This is a genomic window from Acinetobacter sp. 1542444 (genome assembly GCF_000581835.1).
Classification (GTDB): domain Bacteria; phylum Pseudomonadota; class Gammaproteobacteria; order Pseudomonadales; family Moraxellaceae; genus Acinetobacter; species Acinetobacter pittii.
The window spans coordinates 187741-210272 of sequence record NZ_JEYA01000003.1 but is presented as its reverse complement, the minus strand read 5'-3'; the positions used below and the strand labels follow the sequence as shown (position 1 = coordinate 210272).

At 38.0% G+C, this 22532-nt stretch carries 20 protein-coding genes; 12 read left to right on the top strand and 8 right to left on the bottom strand.

Features of this window, described 5'->3' with window-relative positions:
- The first annotated feature begins 39 nt into the window (after positions 1 to 39).
- From J580_RS13180 to J580_RS13145, 8 genes are all read left to right on the top strand, one after another.
- Positions 40 to 1326 carry an NAD(P)/FAD-dependent oxidoreductase gene (locus tag J580_RS13180; RefSeq protein ID WP_032004460.1) on the top strand — a complete coding sequence of 429 codons (1287 nt, stop codon included), beginning with the start codon at positions 40 to 42 and terminating at the stop codon, positions 1324 to 1326.
- A gap of 135 nt (positions 1327 to 1461) precedes the next feature.
- Positions 1462 to 1944 carry an FKBP-type peptidyl-prolyl cis-trans isomerase gene (locus tag J580_RS13175; protein WP_002118581.1) on the top strand — a complete coding sequence of 161 codons (483 nt, stop codon included), beginning with the start codon at positions 1462 to 1464 and terminating at the stop codon, positions 1942 to 1944.
- Positions 1945 to 2062: 118 nt separating this feature from the next.
- The gene (locus J580_RS13170) at positions 2063 to 3505 is read left to right on the top strand and encodes a cryptochrome/photolyase family protein (protein ID WP_032004459.1); all 1443 of its coding nucleotides are present in this window, start codon (positions 2063 to 2065) and stop codon (positions 3503 to 3505) included.
- A gap of 194 nt (positions 3506 to 3699) precedes the next feature.
- On the top strand, positions 3700 to 4443 hold the full coding sequence (locus J580_RS13165) for a hypothetical protein (RefSeq protein WP_002118735.1): 744 nt from the start codon (positions 3700 to 3702) through the stop codon (positions 4441 to 4443).
- Entirely contained in the window at positions 4443 to 5339 is an 897-nt protein-coding gene (locus tag J580_RS13160; protein ID WP_032004458.1) for a hypothetical protein, read from the top strand. Before J580_RS13165 ends, J580_RS13160 begins: the two co-directional genes overlap by 1 nt.
- Entirely contained in the window at positions 5326 to 6576 is a 1251-nt protein-coding gene (locus J580_RS13155) for a glycosyltransferase family 2 protein (RefSeq protein WP_032004457.1), read from the top strand. The genes J580_RS13160 and J580_RS13155 overlap by 14 nt, the downstream gene beginning before the upstream one ends.
- A complete protein-coding gene (locus tag J580_RS13150) occupies positions 6577 to 8421 on the top strand; it encodes a hypothetical protein (protein WP_032004456.1) in 1845 nt (614 codons plus the stop codon).
- Positions 8399 to 9319, top strand: a complete 921-nt coding sequence (locus tag J580_RS13145; protein ID WP_005073204.1) for a hypothetical protein — start codon at positions 8399 to 8401, stop codon at positions 9317 to 9319. Before J580_RS13150 ends, J580_RS13145 begins: the two co-directional genes overlap by 23 nt.
- Here J580_RS13145 and wecB read toward each other — a convergent pair.
- Both wecB and J580_RS13135 read right to left on the bottom strand, forming a co-directional pair.
- Positions 9304 to 10446 (bottom strand): non-hydrolyzing UDP-N-acetylglucosamine 2-epimerase, encoded by a 1143-nt coding sequence (gene wecB, locus J580_RS13140; protein ID WP_032004455.1) that lies wholly within the window; start codon positions 10444 to 10446, stop codon positions 9304 to 9306. The genes J580_RS13145 and wecB overlap by 16 nt on opposite strands.
- A 1-nt stretch (position 10447) precedes the next feature.
- Entirely contained in the window at positions 10448 to 11665 is a 1218-nt protein-coding gene (locus tag J580_RS13135; RefSeq protein ID WP_032004454.1) for a tetratricopeptide repeat protein, read from the bottom strand.
- Between the two features lie 267 nt (positions 11666 to 11932).
- Here J580_RS13135 and J580_RS13130 point away from each other — a divergent pair, with 267 nt between their 5' ends.
- On the top strand, positions 11933 to 12634 hold the full coding sequence (locus J580_RS13130) for a VIT1/CCC1 transporter family protein (RefSeq protein WP_002118524.1): 702 nt from the start codon (positions 11933 to 11935) through the stop codon (positions 12632 to 12634).
- Positions 12635 to 12751: 117 nt separating this feature from the next.
- Positions 12752 to 13798, top strand: coding sequence for an NAD(P)H-dependent flavin oxidoreductase (locus tag J580_RS13125; RefSeq protein ID WP_032004452.1), 1047 nt, complete (start codon positions 12752 to 12754; stop codon positions 13796 to 13798).
- Between the two features lie 37 nt (positions 13799 to 13835).
- Here J580_RS13125 and dusB read toward each other — a convergent pair whose 3' ends face one another.
- Entirely contained in the window at positions 13836 to 14861 is a 1026-nt protein-coding gene (gene dusB / locus J580_RS13120) for a tRNA dihydrouridine synthase DusB (protein ID WP_032004451.1), read from the bottom strand.
- Between the two features lie 83 nt (positions 14862 to 14944).
- Between dusB and J580_RS13115 the strand changes: the two genes are divergently transcribed.
- Together J580_RS13115 and J580_RS13110 are read left to right on the top strand one after the other, a co-directional pair.
- The gene (locus J580_RS13115) at positions 14945 to 16153 is read left to right on the top strand and encodes a DUF1615 domain-containing protein (protein WP_050675757.1); all 1209 of its coding nucleotides are present in this window, start codon (positions 14945 to 14947) and stop codon (positions 16151 to 16153) included.
- Positions 16120 to 16776, top strand: coding sequence for an HAD-IB family hydrolase (locus J580_RS13110; protein ID WP_005067866.1), 657 nt, complete (start codon positions 16120 to 16122; stop codon positions 16774 to 16776). Before J580_RS13115 ends, J580_RS13110 begins: the two co-directional genes overlap by 34 nt.
- A gap of 26 nt (positions 16777 to 16802) precedes the next feature.
- On the opposite strand, the gene proB is transcribed toward J580_RS13110, so the two are convergent.
- The 5 genes from proB to J580_RS13085 all read right to left on the bottom strand — a co-directional run bounded on the left by proB (position 16803) and on the right by J580_RS13085 (position 22370).
- Positions 16803 to 17936, bottom strand: a complete 1134-nt coding sequence (gene proB, locus J580_RS13105; RefSeq protein ID WP_002118789.1) for a glutamate 5-kinase — start codon at positions 17934 to 17936, stop codon at positions 16803 to 16805.
- Between the two features lie 15 nt (positions 17937 to 17951).
- The gene (gene cgtA, locus J580_RS13100) at positions 17952 to 19172 is read right to left on the bottom strand and encodes an Obg family GTPase CgtA (RefSeq protein WP_002118576.1); all 1221 of its coding nucleotides are present in this window, start codon (positions 19170 to 19172) and stop codon (positions 17952 to 17954) included.
- Positions 19173 to 19351: 179 nt separating this feature from the next.
- A complete protein-coding gene (locus J580_RS13095; RefSeq protein WP_005073191.1) occupies positions 19352 to 20026 on the bottom strand; it encodes a hypothetical protein in 675 nt (224 codons plus the stop codon).
- Between the two features lie 11 nt (positions 20027 to 20037).
- Positions 20038 to 20763 carry a hypothetical protein gene (locus J580_RS13090; RefSeq protein ID WP_032004447.1) on the bottom strand — a complete coding sequence of 242 codons (726 nt, stop codon included), beginning with the start codon at positions 20761 to 20763 and terminating at the stop codon, positions 20038 to 20040.
- Between the two features lie 149 nt (positions 20764 to 20912).
- Positions 20913 to 22370, bottom strand: coding sequence for a glyceraldehyde-3-phosphate dehydrogenase (locus J580_RS13085; RefSeq protein WP_002118702.1), 1458 nt, complete (start codon positions 22368 to 22370; stop codon positions 20913 to 20915).
- Positions 22371 to 22532 lie beyond the last annotated feature (162 nt).

The window sequence follows — 22532 nt, the reverse complement described above, 5'->3', positions numbered from 1 at the left end:
AGCCATCTTTTTTTATAGAAAAATAATTAGGTGAAAAAAATGACCCAAAATTTACATCATATTGTAATTGTTGGTGGTGGTGCTGGCGGCTTAGAACTGGCAACACAACTCGGTGAAACTTTTGGGAAAAATCGTAAAGCAAAGATTACATTGGTTGACCAAAACCTTACCCATATTTGGAAACCATTGCTTCATGAAATTGCTGCTGGTTCTTTAAATCCACACGAAGAACAAACTAACTATTTTGCGCACTCAGAAAAACATCATTACGAATTTGTGCTTGGAACATTAGTTGGCATAAACAAAGACAAAAAATTAATTGAGTTGATTCCCCCTCAAGTGTCTAAAGATCAACAGAATCATCCGCAAGAGCTAAGTTATGACACACTTATTTTAGCGCTTGGGTCAGTATCAAATGACTTTAATACCACGGGTGTACGTGAAAACTGCCATTTCCTTGATAGCAAAAAACAAGCCGATATTTTCCAGCAAGATTTATTACATCTTTATATTGAAGCTCAAAATCAACCCAATCAACGAACTTTAAATATTGGAATTGTTGGTGCGGGAGCAACAGGTGTAGAGCTGGCAGCTGAGTTAATTGAAACAACTAAAAACTTTTATCGATATGGTTTAAAGAAGATTCATCCAGACCAAGTCAAAATTACACTAATTGAAGCTTCTGAACGTATTTTACCTGCTCTAAGCGATAAAACTGCTGAACACAGTGCTGGGCAACTCAAAAAAATGGGTGTTGAAATTTTAACTCAACACCGCGTTGAAAAAATTGATGAGCATTGCATCTACTTTAGCAATGGCAACCAACTCAAAAGTGATATTACCGTTTGGGCCGCAGGCGTAAAAGCACCGAAAGTATTAGAAAGTTTTACCGATTTTAAACGCGATAACATTAACCGCCTGATGGTCTATGCAACCTTGCAAACCTATTCTGATCCAAATGTATTTGCGTTTGGTGACTGTGCTCATTGCCAACTTGATGCAAGACATCCTCCACTTGGTCCACGCGCTCAAGTTGCAAGCCAACAGGCCAGCTTCTTAGTCGATGCTATGGCTGCTCGACTAAATGGCCGATCACAGCCGATGTTTACATTTAACGACAAAGGTTCTCTCGTGTCTTTAAGTCGTCATAAAGCCGTTGGAGAATTACTTGGTGATGTCAGCGTACAAGGCTATATTGCGAAAACAATGTATGTCTCTTTATATCGTTTACATCAAGCAACGATTCACGGATATACTCAGGCTGGACTACTCACAATGAAAGATTTACTTACAAGACGTGTACGTCCAAAAATTAAGCTGTATTAAGTTGAATTTTTTAAGTTCGTCCCTATTTATATAAAAACGCATCAGAAAAAGTGCTAAAGATTAAGATTTTGTAGTCTACAAAATTTATTTTTCACTTTATGATGTACGCTTCAATTGATTGAATGGATCAAAAACATGACTGCTATTGCAAATAACCACGTGGTTTCATTCCACTACAAATTAACAAACGCTGAGGGTGAAACACTTGATCAATCTCAAGGTGAACCACTTGCCTATTTGCACGGTGCAGGCAATATCATTCCTGGTTTAGAAAATGCATTAACAGGTAAAACTGTTGGTGAAAAATTCACTGTTAACGTTCCAGCTGCTGAAGGTTATGGCGAATACAACCCAGACCTAGTACAAGAAGTTCCAGCTCAAATGTTCCAAGGTGTTGAGAACATTCAACCTGGTATGCAATTCCAAGCTCAAACAGATGACGGCGTACAGATCGTTACTGTTAAAGCGGTTGAAGGCGACAACGTTGTTGTTGATGCTAATTTCCCACTTGCTGGTCAAGATTTAACTTTTGAAGTTGAAATCGTAGAAATCCGTGATGCTTCTCAAGAAGAATTAGATCACGGTCACGTACACGGTGCTGGTGGTCATCACCACTAATTCATCTTTAAAGATGATAAGAGCAAAGCTTCGGCTTTGCTTTTTTTATGTATTTATTTTTATATAATATTTTGATAATAATCCTTTAACTCATCTCACTCTATAAGGGCCAATTTTCATGTCAAACGTAAATCAGCTAATTTGGTTTCGTCAAGATTTGAGAGTTCGAGACCATGCTGCTTTATGGCATGCCTCTCAACAAGGGCCTTGTATTGGGTTAATTATTTTATCGCTTGAACAATGGAAAATGCATCACGATGCGCCTATAAAAATTAATTTCTATTTACGTCAACTTCAACAACTCAAAAAAGAACTAGAACAACTTAATATTCCCCTTATTATCCAAATCATTCCTTACTGGAAAGATATCGCTGATTATATTGGTGAACTTTGCACTCAACTTAATATTGAAAATGTCTATTCAAATATAGAGATCGGCGTTAATGAATTAAAAAGAGATAAAACTGTACAAGATTTTTTAAATCAACAAGGTAAAGAGCTCTTTTTATTCCATGACCGTACGATTTTTCCTTTATGCTCTATTCGCAATCAGTCACAGCAGCCCTATCAGGTTTTCGGTGCATTCAAAAAAGCATGTTATTCAAAATTGGATATCAGTGGTTTACCTCAATGCTATCCAATTCCTGAAAAGCAAAGTAGCTATCCAGCGTCTTTTTCAAAAATAAACAGCTTAACTCTAGAAAATATTGAAGCTTTTTTTGATCCTTCTGTTTCTAAAGAGCAACAAGACTTATGGCCAGCTGGAGAAAATTTTGCTCTAGAGCAGCTCGACATATTTATTAAAGATCATTTATCTGATTATAAATTAGAACGTGACTTTCCCAATGTAAGAGGAACTAGCCAACTTTCTCCCTACTTAAACATTGGGATTTTGTCTATCCGCCAGTGCCTGCAAGCTCTTTTTAGGGCTGAACATGGCAACTTTCATTTGACAAATGAAGGCCAGCAGACTTGGTTAGATGAACTCATTTGGCGAGAATTTTATCAACATATTTTATTTGATTTCCCCCATGTTTCTAAACATATTCCGTTTAAAAAAGACACTCAGAAAATTAAGTGGAATCACAATCCAGACCACCTAACTGCATGGCAAACGGGCCAGACAGGTATACCGATTATTGATGCTGGAATGCGTCAACTTTTAAAAACGGGATGGATGCATAATCGTGTTCGCATGATTACTGCCATGTTCTTATGTAAAAATTTGCTCATCGATTGGCGAGTAGGTGAACAATGGTTTATGGAGCATTTAATCGATGGGGATTTAGCAGCAAATAATGGTGGCTGGCAATGGTGCGCTTCTACCGGAACTGATGCTGTACCTTACTTTAGAATTTTTAACCCTATTGCTCAATCAAAGAAATTTGATCCAAATGGAGATTATATTCGTCAATGGGTTGAAGAATTAGCTCATCTAGACAATAAAGCCATTCATGAGCCCTACTCGACTAAAACGAATATTCAGTTAAATTATCCAAAACCAATTGTAGATTTAAAGGGAACTCGTCTTAAAGCAATTGAAACTTTCAAGAGTATTTAAATAAGAATTACGTCTTAAGTGTTTATTTTTAATTAAAAAATAATAACAGTATTTGACTATAGTGAGACTTTGTTCTACAAATAAACATAATAGATACTTAAAAAGGCCATAAACAACAACAACTTCGCAATGTCTCACATTTAGTAATAAAAGTATAAAAAAATTAACATTACAATAAGGTAGCTATAGCTCACATGCAACAAAAGAACCCTGGAAGAACACTCGTCTTATGGATTATCGCAGCTCATCTATTTATGGGCATGGTGGCGTATGAGTGGTTGCCTGTAAGTTTTAGAGGAAGCTGGATTTTTATTCTCATTCTTTTAATTTCTGGAGCTTTTTTACAAGTTGGTGCATCCTTAATTGTGGGGTTACTCGCTTTTATCGGTGTTGCAGTATATTTTTTACTCGACTTAGGGGCTCAGACGCATATTGAACGTCAGCTTCTTTTACTTTTTATTATTCCCCTCATTCCTCTTTTTCTGAGTGCTGTTCGCCATAATATCGAAATTAACGTTCAAAAATACCGTGATATCCAAAGTTATGACCGTAATTATCGTCGTGATATTTTCCCGCTGAGTGCACTCAAGTATTTTCAACGCAGTTTCTTTAAGCTTCTTGATCATCATCACATTCAAGACTATGAAGTCTTTGAAATTAGAATTCTCAACCGAAGCTTAATTAAAGAAATGTTAGGCGATGATGTATGGAAAACCACGCAAAATGAAATGATTAAGATTTTGAGTCAGCATCATCCACAAGAAATCGTTTTCCAGTTTGCTGATGATGATCTTGAAACTATATACAGTATTGTAATTCGCAAGCAAAAAACGGATGAAGAGCCTGAATTTATTAAAAAGCTAAAAGAAATTATGACTTTGCGGCTTGAAGTCGAATATAAAGTTATTCAGATTCCACCTGAAGAGGAGATTACTTAATGTCTAATCTTCTTAATATTTGTGGAATTATTATTGCATCTAGTCAGTATCCGGATGCTACTTTACAGCAGTTCTATCGACAATATTATCATTGTGAGATTAAAACTGAACACACCAAAACAGAAGTTCAGAGTACCGATGATCTTTCCATGTTTTTTCCATATCAGGATACATGGTGGCCTATCTTTACAATTGACCAAATCAGCTCGGATAGCTTTCAACGACTTATTCATAAAGGGATCAAGCCCGGCATTATATTGCCTGATGAAGTTTTTAGCTTTTCTCATTATTTCTTGCTCAAAGAAGCAGTCAGCCAAGGTGCGATTCCGATTGCACTTTATAAATCAGAGCAACCTCAATATTTTGCGGCTAAAGCCACATTTTCGACTGCAATTGGGTTGCGCCCAATGGCTGCTTTTGTCTCAACGGGATGGGATGAAAATTTAATTTCACAGACCGCTGGTAGTTATATTATTCAATTTAATTCGTCGCAGCTCCCGTTACCCTCTAGAGAAATTAAGCAAAAACAGCATTTATTTTATTCGGCTAAACGTTTTAACGGTCATATTTCTGGGTATGAAATTATTATTAATCCTCCTGCTGATCTACCCACAACAAATATTCGATATCCTCAACTCGGAATATCTTGGAAATTTAATAAGATTAATTACATAAGTACGCCAGAGCATGTAAAAACTAATTTCCTTGGATACATTTTTATCGGTTTAAGTACTGTTGTAGTTCCACTCGATCTAATTCTCACGAGTACCTACCCTGACCTCCTTGGTACGTTTGGCAGCTATATTTCATGGTTCTCTCTTGTAATCGGGTTGATTTTATTAGTCTTGCTCATCTCGTCTATTATCAGGAGGGTTAAATCAAATGGCTCCCATTGATATTCTCTTCTTATTTGGATTTTTAGGGATTTGGATTCCACAAGCATTTTGGGCGTGGTTAAGTTATCAAGCTTGGAAATATTCAAAAACAGCAGAAAAAGAGTTACAAAACCTTCCAATACCAGAGAGATGGCCCATTTTGAGTGTCCTCATCCCTGCCTATAATGAAGGTGTTGTGATTGAAGATACTTTGCATGCAATTGCTCAACAAGATTACCCAGCCGAAGCATATGAAGTTTTACTCATTAATGATGGGTCAAAGGATAACACCTTAGAAATTGCCGAAAATTTGGCACAGATTTATCCTTGCATAAAGATTGTTAATGTTCCTAAAGGAATGGGCGGTAAAGGCAAGTCTAGAACGCTTAATAATGGCCTCCCCCATGCTCGAGGTGAATTGATTGTTGTCTATGACGCAGACAGTACACCTGAACCCGATTGTGTTCGTCTGCTCGCTCAAACCCTGCTTGCCGATAAAAAATTAGTAGCCGTTAATGGAAAAGTAAGAACACGTAATTGGCAAGATAGTATTTTGACCCGATTTATTGCCATTGAGTTCATCTTTTTCCAATGGATTTTCCAAGGCGGTCGTTGGCAACGTTTTGAGCTATCAACATTAATGGGTACTAACTATGTGATTTGGCGTGATGCTTTAGAAACCTTAGGCGGTTTTGATGAAAAGTCATTGGTCGATGATACAGAAATGAGTTTTAGGATTTTCATTGGCCAAAAACGAATTAAATGGGTGCCCTATGCGATTGGTTGGCAGCAAGATCCTCCATCTCTGAGTGTGTTTGTTAAACAGCGTTCACGTTGGACCCAAGGTAATTTTTATGTGACTCGTAAATATTTACCCGTCGCATTAAGAACGCCTTTTCCTATCGGAATTGAAATTCTTAACAACATTATGTGCTACATACTTTTTGTACCCGCTTTATTCTGGAGTCATATCACCTTAACCCTTGGCATACTTGATATTGCGGGTATTTCAGTTCCAGGCCCATTCACAACTCTATGGGGTCTGTCGTTTTGCCTATATGTGGCACAAATGTGGTTTACTCTCTCTTTAGAAAGGGTCAAACCAGAACTCTACTTTTATTCAGTTCTATCTTACGTAAGTTACTCACAAATATTTCTATTTATTGTTTTTAAAGCCGCATATGACATGCTTAAAAATAAAATACAGGGCAACTCCCTTCAATGGTACAAAACGGAACGTAGCAAGGAGAAAAAATAAATGAAAAAGACTTTTGATCTTTACAAAACAGCTCAAGTGCTCCTTGCCAGCACCAGTCTTATGCTCGCCATGTCTGCTCATGCATACATATGGAAACTTGACGATATTAGTACTTCTACTAAATACACAGTCGAGCCTCATTTTTTCTATATTGGCAAAGGTGCCCAGTGGCAAAACATTCAATTTTCAAGTGATTATTCCACTGAAAGCGATACAACTTTACTTGTAAAATATGATGATAAACTCATTTATAACACTACCCTAAGTGGGGATGGTCAAGTCAAATTTGATATTCCAGCAAGTCAGAGTGGCTTTCATCGTTTAGATTTTATTATTCAACAATATGCTAAACCCACTACGCTGAATCAAACCAAAGAAACATTCTGTACAGAAGATATTGATCACTTAACTTATTTAAGCAATTCCCAACTCGACTTTACGCCTATCCGTAATGTATACCGTTTAAAAGACTTACCAGACGCTTTAGCTAATCCACAAGCGAGACGGCCTACTCCGTTTGTTGGTATTTTAAAATATAACCGTAAAGAGATTATAGAAGCTTCTATGCTCGCTAGATTAGCAAGTTCATGGACTTCTATCACACCAATTGAATGGGTTGATTCAGGACAAACTAATTTAAATGATGAAACAAATTTTATTATTGAAGTGATTCGCTCAGCTACGCCACTTAAAGGGGGAGCATTCGTACAAATCGCAAAACCAGCAGATGGAGTGGCTACTCTTTCAATTACTTATCACACCCCACAAGAACTCACTGCTGCCATAAATGGACTAATCAATCCCTCATACGTAGAGCAACTTGATACAGGAAGTGCAATTTTCCCCACAACAATCTCCACCCCAACTTGGGCACAATTTAAAAAAATCAATACACTTGCCGATTTAGGCATTGAGGACTTCAGATTAAATCATGCTGAAAAGAACTTATTCCTTGATTTCCCTGCAGTATGGCAACCAACCGATATCTTGCAAGGGCAAATTGCACTTCGTATTCAAAGTGGTTTATTACAAGGTTCCAATATTACAGCTTGGATTGATGGAGGACTTGCTGGAAGCATGAAAACAGCCGACCTTGCTTCCGATCCGGTAAACCGACAATTCAACATTTTTGCAAAAGCTATTTCTAATACGACCAATTTTAGTTTAAAGCTTGAAAACTCGGTGATTGCTAACTCTCAGTGTTTACCCACTGCACATGGTTCGCTCTGGATTGATACAGCCAAGTCTACTGTAAAACTACCCCACAAACTCAAAAATGGTGTAGCCGCAATTTCAATGACTCTAGCAACGACTCCGACAATTGCGATTGATGATCAATCAGGTGCGTTAAATATCGCTATTGTATTAGGTCAAACCGCGAAAAAAATGCTTTTAACACAAGCACCAATGCCTCTCAACCTAGTCCGTTATTCACCGAGCGCGCCACAATCTGTAAATGTCCGCGTTAACAAAGATATTTATCAACAACAGGTGTTAATGCATCAGGATATTATCTATGCTCCTGCTGCTCAAAATGGTTTTATTGTCAGTTATAACAATAACCGCTTTGATGTGATTACCGACTCACAAGGTGGCGCACAAACGTTTATGCACCTTTGGGAAAAAATACAACATAAAATTCCAAACAACGTGACGAAAATGCTGGTTTCAGAAAATGGAAATATCTATGTTTTACAAAAACTCATTGTCGGAAATCAAAAGGCGCCTCTAGTCCAACAGTCTTCTTTCTTCTTACTAGTTGTGATTATCTCTGCAATTATGATAATAATTATCTTCTTGTGGTACTGGTTAAGACGAAATAATGAGAAAACAGATACCAATTAAAATAGCTGCTTTTATTATTTTAATTATATGTAGTGTCATTGGATATGCGGGGCTTTTCAAACATCAAGGTCAAGCCCCTCATATTGAAGGCATTTTCTGGCAACCTGACAATAACACGACTCCTCCAGAAGGAAATTGGCACTACTTAGGTGTCGATACATTTGTTCCTCAATGGTCTGTGGTTGAATCTAAATCTTGGTGGAAAGAATCAAATTTTCCTCAATGGGAAAAAGCTATTAATTTAGAAAAGATTAAACAAGAACCTTGGGCAAAAAATCTTATATTAGGCTTAGCAGGTGAATATAATGAACCTAAAGCTCGGGCTAATGTCATTGAATTAGGCGAAAAATCTGCCCAAATTATAAAAGAGCAAAAAACAGCATTTAAAGGTTATTACTTTCCGGTAGAAGCAGATCCAACTTGGCTACGAGTCAGTGCTTTAGGTCATGTGTTATCGAAGCTTCCTTCACCAGTCTGGGTGAGTATTTATAGTGGCGAAACTGAGCCTGAAAATTATGATTTATGGGTTAAAAGCTGGCTGCCTGACCATACGGGAGTTTTTTTCCAAGATGGTGTTGGCGTAGGCGTTCGATCACCTAAACAGGCCAAACATATTTTAGATCAGCTTGAACATAAACTTGGAAAAGACAAAGTAATTATAGTATTAGAAGCTTTTAGAGTGAAAAAGAATGGGCAATTTAGAGCCGCATATCCTTGGGAAATTATTTCTCAGCTAAAAGCATATGAAGGTAAAACTGTTTATATTTTTGATGGTCCTCATTACATGAGCCGCTGGTGCGTTAATATTGTGAGCTTATGGTACCGCCTCACTTATGGTCATGCCAACAAAACCATAAATGAGACGAGATCCTTAAATCATAATTATGCCGATTCATAAGATTTAGCAATTTGATTGAGAATACGTTGAGCAGCTTGCCCATCGCCAAATGGGTTTTCCACATGTGCCATTTTTTCATAATGCTGTTGGTCGGTGAGTAACTTTTCAGCTTCTTCAATAATTTTTTGTTGATTTGTACCCACCAAAACGCCTGCTCCCACCTCAACAACTTCTGGTCGCTCGGTAGTGTCTCGCAAGATTAAAACTGGCTTATTAAATGATGGACTTTCTTCTTGTAAGCCTCCTGAATCCGTCAAAATAAAAGTAGATCGGTCTATCACTGCCAATAGACTTGGGTAGTCTAATGGTTTAACAAGATGAATTTGGGAATGGTCTTTAAACTTATCATGGACTACGTCATGGACGGCTGGGTTTAAATGTACAGGCCAAATGAAATGTAAATCCGGATGTGCTTGAGCTAAGTGCTCAACCGCATTGCAAATATTTTGAATTCCACCGCCAAAGTTTTCACGACGATGGGCAGTAATGAGTACTACTTTGTCATCTTGCTTTAATTGAATTCCATAAGGTTCAAGCTGGTTCTTCAAATCAGATTTTTCAGCAATTAATTTACGCCCTAAATACACAGCGTCAACAACTGTATTGCCTGTAACTGTAATGAGCTCTGGCGGAATTTGTTCATTGAGTAAATTTCTTTTTGATTGTTCAGTCGGAGCAAAATGCCATTTGGTAATACGTGAAACTAACTGGCGATTTCCTTCCTCTGGAAAAGGATGATCTAAATCATAAGATCGTAAACCAGCTTCAACATGCGCAACAGGAACTTTCATTGAAAACGCGACTAAGCCAGCTGCTAAAACAGTTGTTGTATCCCCCTGAATGACAATTGCATCTCTTTTTTGTCCATCAGTGTACACATTCTCGATTTGACTCAAACCATGAATTAATAACTGATTTAAACTTTGTCCAGCATTCATAATTTTAAGACGGTGGTCAATTTCAACCCCAAAGAAATCTATCGCATCTCTTACTAGTTCGTCATGCTGTCCAGTAAAAATCACTTCAACTTGAAAGCGAGGGTCTTGTTTTGCCAATAAAATAACAGGGGCAAGTTTGATTAATTCAGGACGGGTTCCAAATACAATAGATATAAAAATTTTATTCACTTTAGAAATCCTTATAAAAAACGAGCTCTACTCGAGTATTGTTGTAATGATCTTTCGTATTTACTGGCACATCTTTAAAGTAATTGCCATATAGACGTTCAACACGTAGTTTTATTGGTTGATAATTAAAAGGCTGCCATGAAATACCTGGGCCATATTCAAATAAATTATTGTAATACTCATCTTTGCTGTCAGCTAAGCCATGCAATTTCATATAAGCCTGTACAGTGCCATTCTCACCTTTATAGACATTCAAACCCGTTCGTAATCGCAAGTCACCAATAACGTTATAATCTTCTCTAGAATAAGTTGCTGCGTTGCCATATAAATCAGTGAAGTAATCATTAAAACAAAGTGACTGATTACAACTATTTTGAGAGTACCACTCTTGATAACCTGCTACCCCACCCACAACACTTTCACGAAATTTATCTCTATTTCGATCAATCAGATCATAGCTTCCACCTACTTCTAAATACATGCGCACAGGTATAGAAGTCCAAGGTTGATAATTAGCGCCTACACCTAGAGTTACTGCATTTTCATCAATGATTTCAGGTCGAACACCACCTTGAGATTGAGTATCGCGGTTTAGATTTAAAAAGCCATACACCTGCGCTCGACCATTATCGAGGTTCTTACCATAGCGAGCTTTAAGTGGGAAAATTACATCGTCGTAACGTGACTCATATGAAGGTGCAAAATATACATCACGGAAATAAGTTTTGACTTCCCCTCCACTCAGATTTTTTACAGCCTGTGTCGCTTTATTGGCAATATCCGCATCTTTAGATTGCGTAAGCTCCTTAAAAACTACCAAAGCTTCTTTATTATTTTTTTGAGAATTCAATAAGTAGGCTTCTTGGAGTTTTAAATTATCATCTGCTGGGTCTAAGGCCTCTGCTTTTCTCAGACTTTGCAAAGCTGCATCTTGTTTCCCTAGTCGAATTTGTAAATAAGTTAAGCTTTTCCATACTTTAATATCTTGTGGTGTCATCTCTCCAAGTTCTAATAATAACTTCTCGGCATTTTCAGGTTGAGTCTTTTCAATTTTATAAAATTGATCCCATTTATCATAAATTGGATTACCTGGTTTATATTCTTGATTAACAATCTCTTGCGCAAAACTAGTCTCAATACTTAAGAGGCCTAAAGCTGGACAGATCGAACCAACAACGATAAAGGAACGGGTTATAGATTTTATTGTTTTGCTATTCATTGGGACCTCTAGAGTAAAATGGGTAGAATGCTTGCGTAGCAATCAAATTAAAATTTAATCAATAAGTATTATAATTAAACCCATAAATGACATTGTTTATATAAGTAGATGAGTTCTTTAAATTGTTCATTTTATCTCCTTTAACATTATGTTTTAAAAAAGTTCTTATCTGTTTGTTTTTCCTATAATGACACATTTTTTAATCGTATTATTGTAAATAATCTTATAGGATAAGATAAAAATTTATAACTACAAATAGGGGAAAATATGTCCTTTTCTCAGCATCCAGAACATCATTTTATTCACCGCTCAGGTTGGTTAAGGGCGGCCGTTTTAGGGGCAAATGATGGAATTATTTCTGTTACTAGTCTAATCATGGGAATGGCTGCAAGTGGGGCCTCTGCTCATACACTTCTTATTGCATGTATTGCTGGTTTAATTTCCGGTGCAACCTCTATGGCTGCAGGAGAATATATTTCAGTAAAATCACAAGAAGATATTGAAAAAGCCGACTTAAAATTTGAAGAACAAGAACTTAAAAAGCATCCTCAGCGTGAACTGGACGAACTCACCCAAATTTATATATCCAGAGGCTTAGCACCTGATTTAGCTCTACAAGTTGCTACTGAACTTACAAATCATGATGCATTAGGGGCTCACGCGCGTGATGAAATTGGTATTCATGAAAATACCGCAGCAAACCCTATTCAAGCCGCATTAGCTTCAGCTGGCTCATTTTCATTTGGGGCATTGTTTCCTATGCTGGCTATTTTACTCAGTCCAGATATATGGATCGAAAAAACAGTCTTAATATTTGGCATTATTTCATTAGCCTTTTTAGGAGCGCTATCAAGTCATTTCGCAGGTACTTCCAAGCTTAAAGGGAGTCTACGCATTACCTTGTGGGGAATTTTAGCGATGGGCTTTTCAAGCTGGATCGGCTCTTTATTTCATGTTACTCCACTTTAAAAAATCAGAACTTATCAATGTTTAAGAACTAAATATTTAAAAACTAAATGCCCAATATTATTTGCTCTTGGTTCGGTTTTCACGCTATGGTGAATAGAAAGAAATGAGGTGAATAAAATGGACCTATTACAACAACTTGAAATCAAACATCCAATTTTTCTTGCCCCTATGGCAGGTGTATCTACACCTGAACTTGCAGCAGAAGTTTCTAATCAAGGTGGTCTTGGTTCCTTAGGTCTAGGTGCAAATACGGCGCAAAGTGCACGTGAACAGATTTTAAAAACCCAAACACTTACAGAAAAATCATTTCAGGTTAATTTTTTCTGTCATCAACCCGAGCAACTTAACCTTCAAGCTTCTGCTCAATGGATTGAATATTTACGCCCACAATTTGAAAAGTTCGGAGAACAGCCTCCTCAAAACTTAAACTGTATTTATCCAAGTTTTCTTGATAACGATGATTTTCTAAATGTCGTATTAGAAACCAAACCTAAAGCGGTCAGTTTTCATTTTGGCATTCCCCATCCCCATCAAATTCAAGCATTAAAAGATGCCGGAATTATTACGATGGTGTCTGCTACCAATTTAGTTGAAGCACAAGCCATTGAAGCGGCTGGTATAGATATTATTATTGCTCAAGGGATTGAAGCAGGCGGACATCGTGGAATCTTTAATAAAACCTTTGATGCAGCAATTAAAACGAGCGATTTAGTACAGCTTATTGTCAAGCATTGCAAACCACCTGTGGTAGCCGCAGGCGGTATTATGAATGGAGCACAAGCACGACATATGTTGAGCTTAGGAGCTAGTGCTGTTCAACTCGGAACAGCATTTGTGCAATGCCATACATCAAACGCATCTGCCGAATATCGTAAAGCTTTATTTAATGAGCCTGTGACACAAATTAGTGCCAGTCTTTCTGGACGTCCTGCACGTGGATTGCTCAACCATTGGCACACACAAATTGATCTACCAAATCGCCCTTCTCAACCAGAATATCCATATACTTATGATTTGGCTAAGCAACTCAATGCAATTGCAAGCAAAAATAAAGACTATGGCTTCGGCGCTTTTTGGGCGGGTAGTAATGTCTCGCAAATACGAGAGCTAGATGCTGCTGATCTGGTTAACCAGTTAGTTGTAGAAATGCTAGAAGATGAGTAAATCTTAAAAAGCCAGTAATCATATACTGGCTTTTTATTTAATGAGCTTCTAGTAAGTTAACCTGCTCAACTTGCACATCACTCATCAAATTGCCTTCAGCTAATAACTGATTAAAATAATTTTCGACTACTATTGCCTGTTCAGCAGTGCTTTCAACTTTATACATATTTTGGCGAAATTCGTTACTTGAGCGTAAACCTTTTGTGTACCAAGCAATGTGTTTGCGGGCAATACGGCAGCCAGAGTATTCACCATAAAATTGATAAAGTTCTGATAAATGTCCTAGTAACACCTGCTTCACCTCTTCAATATTAGGTGCAGCCAAATGTTCACCAGTTTTTAAATAATGAGCAATTTCACGAAAAATCCATGGTCGACCTTGAGCAGCTCGACCAATCATAATTGCATCGGCCCCTGTATAGTCGAGTACATATTTTGCTTTTTCAGGACTATCAATATCACCGTTCGCAATAAGTGGAATATTGATTAATTCTTTGACATGTTTGATCAAATCATAACGTGCTGTATTTAAATACATGTCTTCGCGAGTACGGCCATGTAAAGCCAGCGCAGCAATCCCCGCTTCTTCTGCCCTTTTTGCGACTCTTAAAATATTTTCCTGACCATTTAAAAAGCCCAAACGGGTTTTCAAAGTCACGGGAACATCAACAGCAGCGACCACTGCATCAAGAATTCGAGCCACTAAGTCTTCATCTTGTAATAACGCTGAACCAGCGAGCTTATTACATACTTTCTTGGCAGGACATCCCATATTAATATCAACAATTTGTGCGCCATTTGCTACTTGATAGCGTGCAGCCTCTGCCAATTGTTCAGGATCAGAGCCTGCAATTTGAGCAGAGATCGGAGCGAGCTCCCCATCAAAGTTCGCACGGTAGAGGCTCTTTTTGCTCATCCGCAAAGTTTTATCAGCAGTCATCATTTCACTGACTGCATGGCCTGCGCCAAAATACTTGCAGAGTGTTCTAAATGGACGGTCAGTAACTCCCGCCATAGGAGCAACAATTAAATTATTTGACAGTTGATAGGGACCAATATACATATATATTCATACAATTGATGATCAACATAGTATACTTCATCCGCTTAATCGGCTCATCTTTTTATGCAGGTGCTTTCCTCGCCATGAACAAACCGTTGTCTTCCCGTTTTTTATTAAAATCATTCGGCATGGCTGCCGTATGCATGAGTTTAGCTGCTTGTGGTGATAAAGCTTGGTGGTCAAACAATGATGAGCCTGAACTAGAAAGCCAACAGATTAAACGTCTAATTCCATCACGTGTGCATGACCGTGAGTCATGGGCTAAAGATATTGATGACATTATGAAAGACTTGGATATTCCTAAAACCAAGAAAAATGTCTGTAGTATTGTGGCTGTAGTGGATCAGGAATCCAACTTTGTTGCCAACCCTCAAGTGCCTGGGTTAGGACAAAAGGCAGTTGAAGAAGTTAGTACACGTTTAAATGAAAAATTTGAAGATAAGCTTGGCAAAACCGTTGGTGGAACAATTGCTGGTTACTTTGAAGAAGTTCTAAGAACTCAGCCCTCTCCTGATAATAACTATATGAGTCAAATGCGTAAAGTTAAAACCGAGAAAGAACTCGACTTACTTTACCGAGAAATTTTCGACTTCATGGCTAAACACTATCACGTGAGTGCCTTAACTGGTGCAGCCAAATTGGTTGGTCAAGATATTGGCGAGAAAATGAACCCTATTACGACTTTGGGTTCAATGCAAGTTCATATTAATTATGCGAAAGCCAATAAGCGTTCGAGTATGAGTACTGCTGCGCTCCGCGATGACCTATATACTGAATATGGTGGTTTATATTACGGCATACATCGTTTAATGGTTTATCCAGCAGACTATGATAAAGCCATTTATCGTTTTGCGGATTATAACTCTGGTATGTACTCTAGCCGTAATGCAGCTTTTCAAAAAATGCTACGAGAGCTTACCGATAAAGATATAAGTCTTGATGGCGATCTACTTCTTTATACAAAAGATGGGGATCCACGCGCAGCTCAAAGCGAGTCAGAAAAAGAGCTGATTACGGTATTTGCAAAAAATAATGTATTGGTTACACCAAGACAAATTCGTGATGATCTTAAATTAGAAAAAGAGAAAAAGTTTGAAAGTACTCAAACTTATATTGCGCTGACTAAACTTTATAAATCAAAAACTGGCAAAGAACCGCTCTATGCAATTATGCCTCAAGTGGTAATTTCTGGGCCTAAATTAAGTCGTGATTATAATACCAACTGGTATGCAACCCGCGTAAACGGACGATATGAAACATGTATGCAACGAGCGAAACGAATAAGACTATAAAAAGTCTCGCCCTGTTCGATTTTGATGGAACCTTGTGTAGTAAAGATAGTTTTACAGGGTTCATCTTTTATGCTTTATCTAAGCGTCACATTGTTAAGCAAGGCTTGAAAATTCTGCCATGGATTCAAGCCTACTATCTTAACTTTTACCCTGCCCATGCTATGCGTGCCAAGTTATTCCGTAGCATGTTTAAAAATACGCCTGCAATCGAATTACAAAAATTAGGTGAAGAATACGCACAAGAGTTAGTCTCTGTGCTTTCGCCTGAAATTTTTAATCAGTTACAACACCATCAATTGCGTGGTGATCAGGTCGTATTAGTTTCAGCTTCAATTGATGTCTATCTTGCTCCACTTTGCAAGTTACTAGATATCGAATTAATTTGTACTGAAACTCAAATTAAAAACGGCATGATGACGGGTTACTATTCCACTCCAGACTGTAGTAGTGAACAAAAGAAGTTAAGAATACATCAGCAATATACGCTACAGCATTACCACCAGATTTATGCTTATGGTAATAGCTCGGAAGACTTAGACATGCTTAGTCTCGCCACACATCCATATATGGTAGGTGAAGACCGTGTTTTACCTCGTTTAACACCAGAAAAAAAGCTCGCTTAAAGCGAGCTTTTTTATTTGAGTAAAACTTAATAAATTGCCATATGATCACGGTGAATCATTTCAAGTGAACGAGCTTCACCAAGCACTTGATAAACCTTATCTGAGGCTAAGCCTTTAATAATTTCGGCTGATCGTGAACTAAAGTTCACTCGACCTACCGCAATACGTTTACCTTGTTTATCGACACATTCAACCACATCACCACGATCAAAATGCCCTTCAACATTTTTAACTCCAACAGGGAGCAAACTGCGATGCTTCAATTTAATCGCTTCAACAGCACCATCATCAATCACAAGACGACCTGCTGTTTGTAAATGAGCAGCAAGCCACTGTTGATGAGCTGTCATACGGTCTTTATCTGTAGTAAACAACGTACCTAGCATCTCGCCTGCCATCGCACGTGACAGCACATTATCACTTTCGCCACTCGCGATGAGGGTTGGGCAGCCCGATTTAGCAGCTAAACGTGCAGCACGAACTTTAGTGACCATGCCACCTCTGCCAAGCACACCACCACCGCCGGCCATATCGAATAAATCATCATCCATAGCACGAACAGTAGAGAGTAATTTAGCATCAGGATTATGACGCGGATCTGAGTCAAACATACCTTGCTGATCGGTTAAAATGATCAGCAATTCTGCATGAACCTGACCTGCCACCATAGCAGCTAAGGTATCATTATCACCAAAACGGATCTCATCGGTAGACACCGTGTCATTTTCATTAATGACAGGAATCACACGCCAATCAATCAAGTTTTGCAGAGCATCACACGAGTTCAGATAACGACGGCGATCTGCCAAATCATCATGAGTCAATAAAACCTGAGCAGTACGAATACCATGGTTTTCAAGCACACTAGACCAAGTATGAATTAAGCCCATCTGCCCAATTGCAGCACAGGCTTGTAGACTGGGTAGATCGGTGGGTCGACTCGCAAGCTTCATACGAACCATACCTTCTGCTACAGCTCCTGATGACACTAAAATAATCTCGTGTCCAGCATTGTGCAGATCTGCAATCTGTTTCGCCCAATGCGAAATAGCATCTAGATCTAAACCTTGCCCATTAGCCGTAAGTAAAGATGATCCGATTTTAACAACGATTCGTTTACACTCACTGAGCTGACGTTGCCCATCGACCACTTCTATCATGTTTCCCTCGGTTTTCTAGTCACGAACGTAGATGACTTCTACATCATTGTCGTCTTCATCATCGTCAAAATCATCATCATCGTCCATCATGCTTTCGAGACGTTGTGCTCGACGCATTGCACGATATGCTTCTTTTGCCGCAATGGTTTGTTCACGTGTTTCAACTTCTAGTTGTTCACGGAAAGCTCTTACTTCTGCTGCATATTCAGGATCTTCAACTTCGCGTTCACGTTGTTGTTCAATCTGATCCATCAGGTAATACACAACTTCTTTTGTACCTTCGCTTAATAAGCCCGATGTCTTAAAGACAGGTCCAGTCCACTCTAGTTCATCTAGAATGTGCTGACACCACTCTTCGCGGCTTTCTTCAGCAATCTGATCAAGTTTGTTGAGTACTAAAACAACTGGTAATTTAGCCAAAGTTGGTGAGAACTTAGCCAACTCATTCATAATCGCTTTTGCATTATGTGCTGGATCTGAACCATCAATTGGTTGTACATCAATAATGTGTAAAAGAATACGAGTACGTGCCAAATGTTTAAGGAAACGAATTCCTAAACCTGCACCTTCTGCTGCACCCTCGATTAACCCTGGAATATCGGCCATTACAAATGAACGATGGCGGTCAGCATCGACTACACCCAAGTTTGGAACCATGGTTGTAAATGGATAATCTGCCACTTTTGGTTTTGCAGCGCTTACAGCACGAATGAAAGTAGATTTACCGGCATTTGGCATACCTAGCAAACCAACATCTGCCAATACTTTTAATTCAAGACGAATTTCGCGGAACTCACCTTTTGTACCAGTCGTACATTTACGCGGTGCTCGGTTAGTTGATGATTTAAAGTGAGTGTTACCTAAACCACCTTCACCACCACCAGCAACCAGAATTCTTTGGCCGTCTTCAACCAAATCGCCAATAATATCGCCTGAATCTGTATCAACAATTGTTGTACCAACGGGTACTTTTAAAACCACATCTTCACCACCACGTCCAGTACAGTTAGCACCTGCACCGTTTTTTCCACGCTCAGCACGGAATTTACGTGTGTAACGGTAATCGACTAGCGTACTTGTATCGTCATCAGCTTGAATATAGATACTTCCACCACGTCCGCCATCACCACCATCTGGGCCACCAAATGGTACAAATTTTTCACGGCGAAAACTGGCTACGCCATTGCCACCGTCGCCAGCCTCTACGGTAATGACTGCTTCATCAACAAAGCGCATCTGCCAATCCTCTAAAAACTCTAAAACCGCCTATTCTGCCATATTTTCATAAAATTCTCGAATAGAAAATGGAACAATTCCCTTTATAACGATCTGTTTTATCTTTAATCCAGCAGATTCTTTTAGTTTTGCAAATAGTATCCTTATAAAAAATAAAATTTAGCCAATTTATTTAATTATCAAGGATGAACATTGCGCAGAGGTAAGGTCATTTGCATATCAAGATTTGCTTTTGTTTTTGGCACAGAATTATACATGATGGCATTAAATGACGAGACATTCCCCATTTCCATAGGATCATTTACGTTTAGGCTTGGTTTAAACTGATGTTTCACCGATAAATTTACAGGTTCATCGAATTCAAAATAAACTGGACCATCAAAAACAATTTTAACGGGAACGGTATAACTACGTTTTAAATTAAAAGGCACATCTAATTTAATAGGGATATCTAATTTAAGTGGAAATTTTGGTAAAAACTTACTTTGATAAACCAAATCTGTGGTGGTTTCTAAAGGCATAACCTGATCAATTTTTAGAGTCGTTGAATAATCGACACTTACCGTAATAGGTGTTTCTACAGCAAAATTTAAATCTGCCAAATATTTCCCTTTTAGGGGTAAAGTTAATTGGCGATCTATATCTAAAGTTGTATCAAGTTTACCAATAGACTGAACCTGCAAAGTATTACCAACTTGAATTTTTGTTTCTAAAGAGTCAGGTAAACTAATATCGGCATTATGAGCCGAAACGACTAAATTTGCTTGAATATTGAGATACACCCAAAACATAATAGCGGCAAGTATCATCATTAAAAAGAAACTGATTAACATACTCTTGAGTGAACGGAACATTAGCATCCACCCTATTGATCAGCTGTCTTTTGTGATGTTTCTGAACCTAATACTCGATTTAATCGCATAGTGGACAGAGGAATCTTTAACTCACCATTTGCAATCTTAACAGGCAGCGTATTTTTCACATCAACCGAAGCATTTAATGCAGTTTTAACAGGTACACTTAAATTACCCTCAATTGGGATATTCGTGTCTAATCTTGCTTTTAAAGGAATATGTAGATTTTCTTTTAATACCGTGCGTACTGGGGCATCAAATTTTAAATGAACCTTTTGCTCAAGCGGGACATTAATATCAATTGGCACATCAAGTTTTAATGGAATTGTTCCTTTTAATGGCAACGTAATATCACGCCCCAAAACACGCACCTGAACCTTGGTATCAATTGGTAGATTTTGCTCAACTTTTAATGTTTCTTTGACTGGAATGGTTGTACTAATCGGCACCATATTATCGAAGTAAACACGCGGAGTTAATGTTTGTGTTAAAGGAATATTCAGTTTCTCATCAATTGGAATACTGGCATTTACGCGCCCCTTTACATCCACATTTAAAGCATCTTGTACTTTAACCTTAACCTGTAGAGGCTCTTGTAAATCAATAGCAACTGCCTGATTTTTCAGTGGAATATAAATATTAAAGTGCTTAAATACCCATATTGCAATGAGTACACCACATAAATTGGCAATAATGATGAATACAAAAACGACCAACAAACGTTTAAACTGCGACAATTCCTATCCCTTACTATTTTCTTTTTTTCCTTAATTTGTATTCTCATTTATTTACAAAAAATAGTCAGCATATATTTTGTACGGTTGTAAAAAAACCCAGTCTAAACTGGGTCTTTTTGTGAAAATATTTTATAGATCGTTAAATGATCTTAAGCATTCAATTCTGCTGGGATTTTTTTGTAGCTTACGCCGCACATTTGTTCAGCAATACGTAATACCTGACAGCTATAACCAACTTCGTTATCGTACCAAACGTAAGCAGTTAAACGGTTACCAGAAGTAATCGTTGCTTGAGCATCGTATACACCTGCTGTGCGAGAACCGATAAAGTCACTCGATACAACTTCAGTCGAGTTGGTATAACCAATTTGACCTTGAAGGTTAGAGTTAATCGAAATTTGACGAATGTATTCGTTCACTTCTTCACGATCAACTTCTTTATCAAGTGTTAAGTTCAAGATTGCAAGAGATACGTTTGGTGTAGGAACACGTACAGAGTTACCAGTTAATTTACCTTTCAATGCAGGTAATGCTTTAGCAACTGCTTTAGCTGCGCCAGTCTCTGTAATTACCATGTTCAAAGTAGCAGCACGGCCACGACGATCTGCTTTATGGTAGTTATCGATTAAGTTCTGGTCATTTGTAAATGAGTGAACAGTTTCAACATGACCGTTAAGAACTTTATATTTGTCATCCAATACTTTAAGAATTGGAGTAATTGCATTTGTTGTACAACTTGCAGCAGAGATGATTTTGTCTTCATCTAAGATATCTGTGTTGTTTACGCCAAATACAACGTTTTTCATTTCGCCTTTACTTGGTGCAGTCAATACAACACGTGCAACGCCTGGGCATTTCAAGTGTTGGCTTAGACCTTCAGCATCACGCCATTTACCAGTGTTGTCGATTAAAAGTGCGTTTTCAATACCGTATTCAGTATAGTCAACTTCACTTGGGCTAGACGCATAAATCACTTTAATGAAGTTACCGTTAGCAATGATTGCTTCGTTTTCTTCATCAACAGAAATTGTACCAGCGAAAGTACCGTGAATAGAGTCACGACGAAGTAAAGAAGCACGTTTTGCCAAGTCACCGTCAGAAGACTTACGTACAACGATTGCTTTAAGGCTTAAACCACGACCTAAACCTGATTGGCTAATGATTAAACGAGCCAAGATACGACCAATACGACCAAAACCGTAAAGAACTACATCTTTAGGTTGTTCAGAAGTTGCGCTACCTTTGATTGACTCAACTGATTGAGCAACAAAAGCATCAACATCACCGCCTTTTTCTTTGTATTCAACAGCAAGTTTACCGATATCAACTTCTGCAGAACCAATATTTTCAACTTTTGCTAAAGCTTCTAAAATTGGGAATGTGTTTACAACAGAAAGTTCAACGTCTACAACACGTGTACGACGGTGAGTTTTCAAAATTTGGATAACAGAACGGTTAATTAAAGAGCGACCGTAAACAGATACGACAATATTTTTTTCACGGTATAATTGACCGATTAATGCAATCATACGTTCCGCGATTTCTTCACGGTTTTTCCAACGGCCTTGGTGTTCAGCGTGCAGGGCGATGATAGTGTCTTTGCTCACAGATACGTCCTCTAATTAATTATATCTAGGCGTGATTTTTAAAACCCCGTAATTGTAATGGAATTATTGGCAAGAATGAATCAAAAGCTGACGTTAGTGACTAGATTTTCCTAAAATTCATCATAAATTCATAAAATACCTATAATTATTTTTTATTATCTT